General features: G+C 35.5%; 11 protein-coding genes and 1 pseudogene. 1 reads left to right on the top strand and 11 read right to left on the bottom strand.

The window, feature by feature from the left end; translation table 11 throughout:
- Positions 1-713: 713 nt before the first annotated feature.
- Positions 714-1,553, top strand: a complete 840-nt coding sequence (locus tag ACX5JI_RS10200) for a CAP domain-containing protein (protein WP_459500919.1) — start codon at positions 714-716, stop codon at positions 1,551-1,553.
- A 159-nt stretch (positions 1,554-1,712) separates the two neighbouring features.
- Here ACX5JI_RS10200 and ACX5JI_RS10195 read toward each other — a convergent pair whose 3' ends face one another.
- From ACX5JI_RS10195 to ACX5JI_RS10145, 11 genes and pseudogenes are all read right to left on the bottom strand, one after another.
- Positions 1,713-2,315: a DUF1648 domain-containing protein gene (locus ACX5JI_RS10195; RefSeq protein ID WP_459500918.1), complete on the bottom strand. Its 603-nt coding sequence runs from the start codon at positions 2,313-2,315 to the stop codon at positions 1,713-1,715.
- A 93-nt stretch (positions 2,316-2,408) separates the two neighbouring features.
- Positions 2,409-2,934: pseudogene (locus ACX5JI_RS10190) on the bottom strand (RluA family pseudouridine synthase); the annotation flags it as partial.
- 1 nt (position 2,935) lies between these two features.
- Positions 2,936-3,547: RluA family pseudouridine synthase (locus ACX5JI_RS10185; RefSeq protein WP_459500917.1), on the bottom strand; the 612-nt coding region annotated here is incomplete at its 3' end.
- A gap of 100 nt (positions 3,548-3,647) precedes the next feature.
- Positions 3,648-4,064, bottom strand: coding sequence for a YodN-related protein (locus tag ACX5JI_RS10180; protein ID WP_459500916.1), 417 nt, complete (start codon positions 4,062-4,064; stop codon positions 3,648-3,650).
- 235 nt (positions 4,065-4,299) lie between these two features.
- Complete coding sequence (locus ACX5JI_RS10175) at positions 4,300-6,495, bottom strand: MMPL family transporter (protein WP_459500915.1); 2,196 nt, start codon at positions 6,493-6,495, stop codon at positions 4,300-4,302.
- Between the two features lie 270 nt (positions 6,496-6,765).
- Positions 6,766-7,404, bottom strand: a complete 639-nt coding sequence (locus tag ACX5JI_RS10170; RefSeq protein WP_459500914.1) for a phosphatase PAP2 family protein — start codon at positions 7,402-7,404, stop codon at positions 6,766-6,768.
- 155 nt (positions 7,405-7,559) lie between these two features.
- On the bottom strand, positions 7,560-8,609 hold the full coding sequence (locus ACX5JI_RS10165) for a polyamine ABC transporter substrate-binding protein (protein ID WP_459500913.1): 1,050 nt from the start codon (positions 8,607-8,609) through the stop codon (positions 7,560-7,562).
- 40 nt (positions 8,610-8,649) lie between these two features.
- Entirely contained in the window at positions 8,650-9,450 is an 801-nt protein-coding gene (potC, locus tag ACX5JI_RS10160) for a spermidine/putrescine ABC transporter permease PotC (protein WP_459500912.1), read from the bottom strand.
- A gap of 6 nt (positions 9,451-9,456) precedes the next feature.
- Positions 9,457-10,302 (bottom strand): ABC transporter permease, encoded by an 846-nt coding sequence (locus ACX5JI_RS10155; RefSeq protein WP_459500911.1) that lies wholly within the window; start codon positions 10,300-10,302, stop codon positions 9,457-9,459.
- Positions 10,299-11,282: a spermidine/putrescine ABC transporter ATP-binding protein PotA gene (gene potA / locus ACX5JI_RS10150; RefSeq protein WP_459500910.1), complete on the bottom strand. Its 984-nt coding sequence runs from the start codon at positions 11,280-11,282 to the stop codon at positions 10,299-10,301. The genes ACX5JI_RS10155 and potA overlap by 4 nt, the downstream gene beginning before the upstream one ends.
- Positions 11,283-11,514: 232 nt before the next feature.
- Positions 11,515-12,882, bottom strand: a complete 1,368-nt coding sequence (locus ACX5JI_RS10145; protein ID WP_459500909.1) for an aldehyde dehydrogenase — start codon at positions 12,880-12,882, stop codon at positions 11,515-11,517.
- Positions 12,883-13,242: the final 360 nt, after the last annotated feature.

Raw genomic sequence — 13,242 nt, 5'->3', positions numbered from 1 at the left:
TCCATCTTACCTATTTTCGTTATACTAGTAAAATAGCAAATATTTGTGAGGAAATTGTGAAATCCCCTTATCTATAATGTACACCAAATAGAGGTGTGTAAATTATACTTTTTTCACTTTAGCAAACAAAAGCTTCCATAACGCCTAGAGACTCATCACTAAAAATATGATCATTCGTACAAACACACACACGATTCATTTATAGAAAAAGAACTCTCCTACTTTTTTAGAAACAATTGAATTAAACTCGTAATATATGTAACAATAGGAAAACGGCCACCTCTTTCTTCTATTGCAAAGAGATAGCCGCTTTTTTATCCACTACAAGATTAAAAATATGTTACCTTCTATAAGAAAAGAACAACAATAAGATTACAGTTGTGTTAAAAAACATCCATTATCTTCCTCATAAAAAAGTTACAATCCTTGATGCTAATGGCTTTTCTCGTTCTAAAACAGGTAATTATAACCAAAATATTGCCTTTTTAACCAGAGCAGAAAATGCTGAAAATTCCTTTTACAATCTAGTTTTCTCTCATTTCACCCCATATTTAAATCTAGGATAAAACAGGAAATTTTATAGTCTATGTATTTTTTTCCATCTTTTTTCCCGCAATTTGTATGCTACGATGAATTGGTCAGTCAGACAGGCTGTCAAAAATAAATCTGTGTGAGAACAGTTTAAAACTTTTATATAGGAGGATACATATCTCATGAAAAAACGTGTTTTATTATCTGTAGCAGCAGCAACTGCATTTACATTCGGAGCGTCTACTCTTAACGCGGAAGCGGCAACAGTCGTACCATCTACAATGAAGGTTTATAATGTGCAACAAGGGCAACCTTTTATGCAACATATGAATCAACAAGAATTACAATCTTTCTTACAATCTATGGGCGTTAACTCTCTAGCACAATGGGAGCAGCAAGTACAGTGGGAGCAACAAGTACAATGGGAGCAAGGTAACTGCTTTATTCCTGGTCAGCAACCAGTCGTACCTACTACCCCTGAGACTGTTACACCAGAAACTACTAAACCTGTAGAAGAGCAATCTACTGAAAAGAAAGAAACTGTACAGCCAGAAGCTCAAAAGCCGGCTGAAAACAACAACTCAAACAAGAATGAATCAAAAAAACCAGCTGAAAACAAGCCAGCTGAAGAAACAAAAGGTTCTCTAAGTGAATTTGAACAACGCGTTGTTGAATTAACGAACGCTGAACGTACAAAACAAGGTTTACCTGCATTAAAAGTTGATGCTGAATTAAGCAAAGTTGCACGTATTAAGTCTGAAGATATGCAAAAAAACAGCTACTTCGACCATACTAGCCCAACATACGGATCTCCATTCGATATGATGAAAAAATTTGGTATTTCTTATACGTCTGCAGGTGAAAATATCGCACAAGGTCAACGTACACCAGAAGAAGTTGTACAAGCTTGGATGAATAGTGAAGGTCACCGTGCAAATATTTTAAATAGCGGTTTTACTCACATTGGTGTTGGCTATGTTGAAAGTGGAAACTACTGGACACAACAATTTATTACGAAGTAAGTCTATAAACGACATACAACCTTTCCTTTAGGTGGGCGAGAGTGTCCGACTTTGGATAGAAGCAATCAACTGCTGATGCTTCATAGCCCAGACTTATATGCTGGAATATAGCTCAAAATAGATTTATATAAAAGGAGTCTCCTGTTACGGAAGACTCCTTTATGTTTCATAATTTTCTAGTATATAAGAATACAAAATAAAAAACATAAACGAAATAGATCCAAGACTAATCACACCGATTACTAGATAAAATCCCCATTCCAATTTCAAGAACAAACAAATGAATACGATCAGCGCCATGTACCGAAAAATACGCTGACTACATACACGCATTTTTTGTAATACAATGGGCTCCTTTTCTTGTTTTCCTTCTTTGAATCCTTTACTAACCATAAAAAGAAACGCACTACTCCCTATTATAAGACCCGTTTGAAATCGAATATCTACTCCAGTACCTATGACAAGAATAAGTATGTGAATAAATAATAAAAATAAAAAGACGTTCTCTTTAAATCTCATCATAATATCGTTGTTGTTCTTATTAAACTTATATACGTAATGTGAAATAATATACAACAAAACATGAAGAAAAATAATAAGACACGGAATGAATACTACAACAATTTGTTTCTTTGCGTATTCATTTGGTTCACCACTCTGATTCCAATGCACTGCTAGCTCATTTGGTAAATATGGATATAGAAATAACGTAAATAGAAGGCAAGAAAAAAATATACCGATCATATATTTATATTTTATCAAATACTCTTCACCTCTCTTTTCTATTTACGGCTTCGATTTTCACAAAAAAATCCCTGCAAAAAATATCTTTCTCAACTAAATCGAAACACTTTACTAATTCGATTTTTGAAAAGATGTTACGATACGATTTAAATCCTTTGGCGGCGGCGCTTCTACTGTTATCTTTTCTTTTGTCATAGGATGTAAAAAAGCAATCCGCATAGCATGTAAAGCTTGGCTTGACATATATGTTGCTTGTCCCCCATATAACATATCACCAACTAGTGGGTGACCACCATAACTCATGTGGACACGAATTTGATGCGTTCTGCCTGTCTCTAATTGTAATGTTACAAGGGTTACATCTTGCTTCTTAAAGTATTTTTCTACTCTATAATGTGTTACAGCTTGATCACCTTGTGGAGAAACGCGGCGTCTTGTTGCATGATGTCGATCTCTTCCAATCGGTGCATCAATTATTCCTTGCTTCGGTTTCACTTTCCCTTCAACTAACGCCATATATGTTCTTTTAATTTTACGCTCCATTAATAACTGATCCATAATAGCGCCTGCTATAGCATGTTTTGCAAATACAACACCACCTGTTGTATCTTTATCTAATCGATGAATATGACGTACTNAGAAACGCGGCGTCTTGTTGCATGATGTCGATCTCTTCCAATCGGTGCATCAATTATTCCTTGCTTCGGTTTCACTTTCCCTTCAACTAACGCCATATATGTTCTTTTAATTTTACGCTCCATTAATAACTGATCCATAATAGCGCCTGCTATAGCATGTTTTGCAAATACAACACCACCTGTTGTATCTTTATCTAATCGATGAATATGACGTACTTTCGTCTCCACACCTTGCATTTGCAAATGAAAAGCAACAAGATTCGCAAGCGTTCCTATTCCATCTTTGCTAGAAGGATGCGTATCCATATGGACAGGTTTATTTACAATTAATACATGGTCGTCTTCAAATAGTACTTCTAAATCACCGTACTCTGGCTGGATACCATACTCTTCCTTCATAAACATATGAACTTGCAGCCTATCCCCTTCTTGTAAAGGTTCACTCCACCTTTTTCGTTCGCCATTTATAATAACGCCTTTTTCCATACGAAGCCTGTGTAATAACTTTTTTGGGACGCCCCATTCTTCTTTTAACAAAGAATCAATGCTTATACCATTCCATTTGGCAGGAATCGTAATTTCACACCATTCTCCTTTTTTTTTCATTTCCATGCTGTATCCACCTTATTTCTATTGATTCTACTATTGTAACGGAAAATGATTCGTTATGCATCGTTTAAATCAAAAGACAGTCTATCTAATAGACTGCCCACTAAGCATGTAACCTCTTCATTTCTTGTAACATTTCTTTTGCTTTTTGTTCGTAAGATAAATCTTTAAAAAAGTCTGCTAGTCGCTTATAGTCGTTGTAAGCATCTAGTAAATCATCTATCGTTTCTTCCTTAGAAACGTTTAGCTTCGGTTTCATTTTCACAGGGTACCGATAACCGGACATCTCATGTATTTTATAATATTCTTCTTCTACTTGAATTACTTTCACCAGTTCCTCTTCTTCTGCATCCATTGTATACCCATCAAATTCCCTTAGTAATTCATAAATAATATGTGTCCATTCATCTTTTGGGTAAAATCCTTTTTCTAACCTATAGCCGACAATGCGATACATGTGCCCATCATTTTCTGCAAACTGTACAGTATCATTCAACTTAAATTTAAAATAACGAAACATTGTCTTCACCTGCTTTTATATATTCTTTACCACATACTATTTGCAAAAAACAGGTAATGCTATTCATGAAAAAAGCACGTATCTATAAGAGAAACTGCTAAATTTTTTTCTTTTTGAGTGAGAGAAGAGTCACTTTTATGTTCATAGCCACGATTGATATGCTAGTAAATCAAAAAGGTCACTGAAACACTTCTGTTTTTTCAGTGACCTTTCTACAAGATGAGGAGCCCTTTTTTCAATCTGATGATTTTACTTTTTTCTTCCGAAACGGCAACCACCAGTTCCAATCTCCGAACATTTTCATTAAACTTGGTACAAGCATAAGCCGAATAACCGTTGCATCAAGAAAAATAGCAAGTGCTACACCAAGCCCCATCTGCTTTACTGGTAAAATGTCAGTAAAGGCAAATGCTCCTGTTACAACAATCATAATGAGCGCCGCTGATGTAATGATTCGGCTTGTTGATACAAGTCCCTCTAGCGTTGCTACGTCATTGTCTCCCGTCTCTTCATATAACTCATGAATGCGCGAAATGAGAAATACTTCATAGTCCATACTTAAGCCAAATACAAGGCCAAATATAAAGATTGGTAGCACGAATAACACTGGACTTTCTTCTAATCCAAAATGTCCACCTTCAAATAGCCAAATGATAATACCAATGGTGGCACTTAAACTCAGTATATTCATCACAATGGCCTTAATTGGAATGAGTATAGATCGAAACGCAAACAATAAAATAAAGAACGTAGAACCAAATATAACAGACATCCCAATCAAAACTTTATCCTTTATTTCGTCCTCTAGTTCTTGTTGGAATGTTGTCATTCCACCTACATAATACGTAATACTGTCATTTTTATACGTATCTTTAAAATCACGAACCCACTGTTTTGCTGATTCCGCCTTAGGCTTTGTATGTAAGAAAATTTGAAGCGTCGTTTTGTTATCTTTTGTATAGGCATCTACTACTGGTTTCACTTGTTCACGCTGAGGCGATTGCAGCAATGGAGTAAGCTGTGTGGCTGTCATACCGTTCAACTCTTCATATAAACTTTTCACTTGATATACATGCTTATCTTTTTTCAGTTTCTGAACAATCTCTTCTACCTTCTGTAAATTCTCTTTCTCTATAACATTACTTTTCGTCTCCAATACGACTGTAACATCAGCATGAGTTTTCGTGACTTTATTAAATACTTCTTCATATCTTTCATAAGCAATCCTCGTATCACTTTTCTCAGGCAATGCTTCTACACCTGGAAATTGAAGATTCGCAGTACGAAGCGGAAGCAAACAAACGATAATAAATGTTGTAACAACGATGATCATCAAAATAGGATGCTTCATTACAAATTGAGCAAACTTACGCCACATATTTGAAGTTCGTGGTGCAGTTTGCTTCTTTTTCAGCACTCTCTTCCCGATTAACGATAATAAAGCTGGAAGGAGTGTGAGTGAAAATAAAATACTCATCACAACAACAATCATTCCACTGATCGCAACAGACTGAATATAATCAATTTCAAAGAAAAACAAACCGGATAAACCGACAAATACACATAATCCCGAAAACACAATTGCGCGTCCTGCTGTTTGATACGTAACAGCTATCGCCTCTTTTACTTCCCTATGTGCCACTTCCTCTCGAAAGCGATTTACAAATAACAATGCAAAGTCAATTGATAAAGCAAGTCCAATCATCGGTGCAACATTCAATACAAAAATTGATAACTCTTTATTTACACCGATAAAATATAAAATTCCCATTGTACTAATTACACTAAGTGCGCCGTTTATAATCGGCAAAATGGAAGCGAGCAAGCTACCAAATGAAAAGAGTAACACAAGAAAAGCAATGGGCAACCCAATCATTTCAGCTACTTTCAAATCATTCTGTGTTCGTTCATTAATCTCCTGATTAATCTTTGGAAACCCTGTTGGTGTTACTTTTAAAACATCGTTACTTTCCTTTTTTATTTCATCGGCAAACTGTAACGTTTTTTCATTTCGTTCTTTATTTGTTTTCCCGGAAAATAAAATCGTTGCATATGCAATATTATCTTTCAGCATTTCCTTATTTTCTAACGAATGGTGAAAGGAATCGTAAGTTTCTTTCTTTTGAATTTTTGTTATCAATTCTTCTATTCGTCTTTGAAAATCTTCTTTTGAAACCCCTTGTTTCTTCTCGAAAACAAGAAGCAGCGTATCTTGCGACTGCTTAAAGTCTTTGTCTAAAATTTCTTTCGTCGTTTCATAGTCTCCTCTTGTTTGAAAACCATCGCCCCCTAGTACCCCTGGAAGTTTTGGTGCGAAAATACCGAGCGTGATCACTAATATGAATAGTAAGGCAATCACTGTATAGCGAAATTGATAAAGAAAAGTACCTAGCTTCCCCCACTTATCTACGTTATGTACATTTGTCTTCATGCTTCTTCACCTACTTTATATAATTCGTAAATCCTTCTCTTCAACCTGTATATTGCTTCTCTAAAAAACAAAAGATGTGCACTCGTTTTTCTTTCTCTTTTCACTTAGCATAGCGCGAAAAAAGCTCTGATTGCTTTTCCATCTCTTATTTAATCGTTTTTTAATATGGCTATATATATTTTAGCACACACGACCACCATTCATTATGATATTAAAAAACGTCCAAAAAAGCCTCATAATTTAGGCTTTTTCGGACGTTTCTCATCTCTCTTAATTTGTTCCAAATCGCTCTGAAAATAAGCGATGAAAATAAATAGCGATAATTAATAATATACCACTTACACAGTATCCCGCTAAAATATCGGTCGGATAATGGACTGATAAAATAACTCTACTTAATCCAATCCATATGATTAATAACGCCATAACAATTGTAATAAAAACTTTTCCAGTCACATTTTTTACATTTACAGCAATGATATAAGCAAGAAATCCATACGTAATCAGAGATAACATCGCATGTCCACTTGGAAAGCTATATCCAAGTGCATCAAGCGCTTCATTTAAACTCGGACGATCCCTTTTCATCATTTCTTTCATTCCTTTATTCACAAGGTGTGTTATTAATATAGCTGTAGGATACATAACCATCGCTACATAATAACGCTTTTTCCAAAAAACGAAAAGGCTAAGAGTAAGCGTACCGGTAATTCCAATTGCAGAACCCAATTTTGTAAAATATGAAAAAAATGAAAGTGAACTTTCTGTTTGTGATCCTCTTAAAATTTCTTTTACATAGGCATCAAGTGTTGTTACACCATCTGCATGTACTCTCCAAGCAATGAGCGTAAATGCAGCCAACAATAAAAAAATACAAGCAAGCTCGTATGTATGTAATTTTCGTTGCAAATCTTTTCCCCCTACTTATAAAAAAACGATTTCTACTAAGAAAACGCATTTTATTATATATCCAATCTGCTTTTTCAACATATAAAAAAGGATCTGACCCGCTTCTACGCTTGGCCAGATCCTCTCTCTCACCTAAAAGATTAAGTTGTACGTTTCTATTTTCCTTTTGTTTTTAACTCTGTCCAGTAACGGTCATATTCTTTTAATTTATCGTCTACATCAACAAGCCACTCTGTACGATTTAACTCATCTTGTGATAAGAAAATCATATGGTTGTCGCGGTATTCTTTACTATGAAGTGACCGTGCTTTTTCATTTGGGTTACTGTATCCAATGGATTCATAATTTTTCACACTTACTTTTTCATCCATTAAGTAGTTCATAAATTTCTCTGCAAGTTCTTTATGTTTCGCACCTTTTGGAATTGCTAACGTATCCGCCCAAATTGTACCGCCTTCTTTTGGAACAACATACTCTATATCTTTATTATCTTTCGCAATAAATGCCGCATCTCCAGACCACACTGTTCCAATCCAAGCATCTTCGGTAATGAATTTTTGCTTAATATTATCCGTATCAAATGCAAGTAAGTTTGGAAGTAATTTCTGCAGATCTGTAGCTGCCGTCTTTAACTGTGCATCATCTTTCGTACTATTTGAGAATCCGTTCTTCTTAAGTCCCATTCCTAGCACTTCGCGAGAGTCATTCAATAAAGTAACATGTCCTTTATATTTCTCATTCCATAAGTCGCTCCAACTTGTTGGTACTTCTTTTACATACTTTTTATTGTATGCAATTCCAGTTACTCCCCAAGTGTATACAAGAGAATATTTATTCTCTGGATCAAATGGAGGTGTTTTAAAGTTTGAAACAAGGTTTTCCACATTCGGAATATTCTTTTTATCAAGTGGCTCTAGTAAATCCATTTTTGTCATTGTTTTAACCATATAATCAGACGGTTGAATTAAATCATATTTTGCGCCGCCAGCTTGTAATTTCGCAAGCATTTCTTCGTTACTTGCATATTTATCATAATTAACTTTCACGTTATATTTCTTTTCAAAATCTTTAATGACTTGCTCATCAAAATTATCAGCCCAGCTGTAAATGTTTAACTCTTCCTTCTTTTCACCACATCCAGCTAATAAGCCGGCAACAAGGCTGAAGCTAATCGCTGCACCAGTTACTGTTTTCATCCATTTCATCGATGAATTCCCTCCTCTTTCTTTGTAAGTTGCTCTTTATTTATAGCGGAAGATGTCCTCCAGAGTTTTCCTCACCATCTGCACCTTTATTACGGAATATTTCTGATGCCACCATTAAGCCAACAATTACAACAATTAATATTGTAGAAAGAGCATTAATTTCCGGCGTTACACCGCGTTTTACCATACTATAAATGTATAATGGCAATGTTGTTGATCCTGGACCGGATACGAAGAAACTAATTACGAAATCATCGATTGATAATGTAAATGTTAATAAAGCTGCTGAAATGACACCAGGTGCAATTCCAGGAAGCGTTACGTAGCGAAACGTTTGCCACGGTGTTGCCCCTAAATCATTCGCTGCTTCTTCTAAATCACGTCCCATACCTGAAAGCCGTGCTGCTAAAATGACAACCACAAATGAAATACTAAATGTAATATGAGCAATAATAATTGTTACTTGTCCAAGTTCCATACCAATTTGACTAAATAAAATAAGTAAAGATAATCCCATTAAAATGTCCGGAATTAAAATTGGTAAATATACGAGACCATTAATTGCTCCTTCAAAACGATATTTATAACGATGTAAGGCAACAGCAAAAATCACACCAAGAATCGTTGTGACAATTGTTGTCACAATCGCAATTGTAATACTATTGATAAACGCATCAATAACATCTTGCTTTTGAAATAAATCTGTATACCAATGGAACGTAAATCCTTCCCACTCTGCGTTAATACGAGAATCGTTAAAAGAATATACCATTAGAACCATCATTGGAAAATACAAGAACAATAAAATTAACCAAGAATAAGAGACTAAAAACTTCTTCATCTTTGTCTATTCCCCTCCGTTTCCATATTTATATATTTTCGTCGCACGATAATATAAGTAAATTAACAGAACTGAGAACAGAACGACAATCATGGATAACGCTGAACCAAATGGCCAATCACGTGCACCTAAAAATTGGTTTTGAATTACGTTTCCAATTAACGCCACTTTCGATCCACCCATAACGTCTGATACAACAAACATTCCGATAGATGAAACAAATACTAAAATCGAACCAGTCGCAACCCCTGACATTGTCATTGGCAATGTCACATGCCAAAATGCTTTCAGCGGTGTTGCTCCTAAATCGTATGCTGCTTCTAATTTACGTTTATCAAGCTGCTCGATCGCTGCATACACAGGTAAAATCATAAACGGTAGTAAAGAATATACCATCCCTAATACAACAGATGGTGTATTATACAATAAATTTAACGGTTCCGTAATGATACCTAATTTTAGTAATGCTGTATTTACAAGTCCTTGTGAACGCAAAATAACAATCCATGCATATGAACGCACAAGAAAGTTAATCCAAAATGGGATCGTTGCTAATAATAAAAGAATCGAACGATATTTACGATCAACAATTGTAATTGTATAAGCAAATGGATAGCCGATGAGTAAACAAAGGACTGTCGTAATAACAGCAATTTTCACTGTTTCCCACAATGTATTCATATACAAGGGATCAAACACGCGCGAGATATTCTCTAACGTAAAATGCATTTCCACTGTCCCATATGCTCCGCGCTCAAGAAACGCAAATGCTAATACACATACAAGTGGTAATAAAAAGAAGATTAATAACCATGTAACTGTAGGTAATGCGAGTAGTTTCCCTTTTTTCAATTTAAGGTCACCTCATCCTCTTGCTCCCAGCCTACGTATACATTATCTCCAATACTCCACTGCGCTGCTTCTTCGGCAGTTTGATATGCCATTAGTAATTCTGATGTTTTGTCATCACGTACATAAAGCTTCTCCATATTTCCAACAAATTCGATATCTTCAATATGTCCAAGATGGTATTCTTTTAAAATTGGTTGTTCAACTGAACGTATTTTCACATTTTCAGGGCGAACTGCTACGTAGTTTTCCCCATTTTTAATAATATTATTTTCACCAATGAATGTCGCAACAAACATTGTTCTCGGTTCGTTATAAATTTCCTTTGGCGTTCCAATTTGCTCGATATGCCCTTTATTCATAACAACGATGCGATCACTCATGCTCATTGCTTCTTCTTGATCATGCGTTACATAGATAAATGTAATTCCTAAATCCCGCTGTAAGTTTTTCAATTCGCGTTGTAAGTCTTTTCTTAACTTAAAGTCCAGTGCTCCAAGCGGTTCATCTAGTAATAGCACACGCGGGTTATTAACAATTGCTCTTGCAATTGCAACGCGCTGCTGTTGTCCACCAGACAGCTTAGAAGGCTTACGATTACGGAATTCAAGGAGCTGCGTTAAACGCATCGCCTCTTCTGCACGTTCTTTTTGTTCTGCTGCAGATACTTTTTGCATTTTCATACCAAAGCAAATGTTTTTCTCTACCGTCATATGTGGAAACAATGCATAATGCTGGAACACTAAGTTCATATGACGCTTATAAGGTGGTAAATCATTGATTCTTTCTTCATCCAGTAACAAATTACCTTTTGTAGGAGTTTCAAAACCTGCAATCATACGAAGTAATGTGGTTTTACCACATCCACTCGGTCCAAGAATTGTTAAAAATTCTCCTTCTTTAATATCTAAAGAAAGAGGTGGAATGATCACTTGATCACCAAAATGTTTTTCTACCGCTTCAACTTTAATAATCTTTTTCATTTTCCCGTCCTATCTACCTCAAATTTTTAATCTTTATATTCATGAATAAATATTAGTTTTATATATTTTTTTGTTTCGATCCAAACAAAAATGTTTGTTTAACAGCGTTCTTTCCTATTCTTATGTAGTATGTTTGATTCATTTTCGCCTGATACATATGTCGAACAGAAAAACCCCTTCATGCGAGAAGGGGTTTTTATCATACGGCTACGCCTACTGATAAACACCATCATCATTTTAACAACTTTCGTATAAATTTTAAAGCACTTTTTGTAGAAGAATAACGAATTTTCATATCAAACACTGTGGATTGAGATAAAATGCTTTTATAGTGTGAAAATGTGCGAAAACTTTGTTTTCCGTGATAACTCCCTAATCCACTGCTTCCAACGCCACCAAATGGTAAATAGGGCGTTGCAAGGTGATACACAACATCGTTGATACAACCACCACCATATGAGATATTACCTGTAATTTGTTTTTGAATTTCTTCACTCTCTGAAAATACGTATAAAGCTAATGATTTCGGTTGTCTCTGAATTTTTTCTATAATGTCTTCTATTTTTTCATACTCGATAACCGGCAAAATCGGGCCAAAAATTTCATCTTCCATAATCGAATCTTGCCATGTAATATTTGTGACAACACTCGGTTCAATATGAAGCGTTTCTTCATTATATTTTCCGCCAATTTCAACCTTACCATCTTGTAAAAAAGAACATAATCTTTCAAAATGACGTTTGCTAACAATCCGAACATAATTTTCATTTTGCAAAGGTTGTTCTCCATATTGATTTTTAATTTCAGTTCGTAACGCTGCAAGTAATTGTTCTTTTACAGAAGAATGAACATATATATAATCCGGCGCAACGCACGTTTGGCCCGCATTTAAAAATTTCCCCCAAACAATGCGCCTTGCTGTTACATCTATCTTCGCATCTTTATGCACAATGCACGGGCTCTTTCCGCCAAGTTCTAACGTAAGAGGCGTTAACTTTTTCGCTGCTGCTTCCATAACAATCTTTCCAACCCCTACACTACCGGTAAAGAAAATATAATCAAATGGCTCATGTAGCAGCGCTGTACTCTCTTTTGCATCCCCTTCGACAACCGCAACAAGCTCAGCTGGAAACAACTCTCTTAACATGTTAGCAAGTAACTTCGAGACATTCGGTGTTAATTCCGATGGCTTTAAAACAACTGTGTTTCCAGCGGCGATTGCCCCTACAAGGGGGGCAATCGCCAGTTGAAATGGATAATTCCACGGAGCGATAATAAGGGTCACACCGTAAGGTTCTGGAACTACTTTCCCTTTCGAACCAACGTGCGTCAGCGCTGTACGAACACGTTTTGGCTTACTCCACGAGGAAAGATGTTTGATTAAGAACGAAATCTCCTTTAATACATATCCAACCTCTGTCGTAAATGATTCATGATCTGATTTATTTAAATCTAATTTTAGCGCTTGAAAAATATCAGATTCAAAACGCTGAATCCCTTCATATAATCTTTTTAAATGATGCTTTCTTTCGTCTATATTTCTTGTATGACCTTTATAAAAATATGACTTTTGTGTATTTACGATAGAAGTAATGTCCACTTGCTATTCCCACCTTCTATGTTCCTATTTGTTTTTCCGTATATATAAATTCAATTTGACTTTCTAACAGATACATTATGGTTATGAAGAACAGACAGAGACCTTCACTCATTTTCTCCTTCTGTTTTCACATGGAATGGGGCTAAAAAAGGCACTGACCGCTTCTATCCATGGCCGAATCCTCTCATCCATCTGAAAAGAATGGTTTGATGTTCGTTTTTTTATTTGGATTTATATAAGTCATTGCTACGAACAACAAGATGTGATCTACACCTTTGTTTTCACATTGTCTAGATCTACCTAGGATGTATCCTCTTTTCCATCTGAAAAACTCTTATACTCTTAAAATTTAATTATATA

The sequence above is a fragment of the Bacillus sp. C1 genome, from assembly GCF_054570475.1.
Note: the sequence above shows the minus strand (reverse complement) of the source record. Positions and strands in the feature narration are given on the sequence as shown.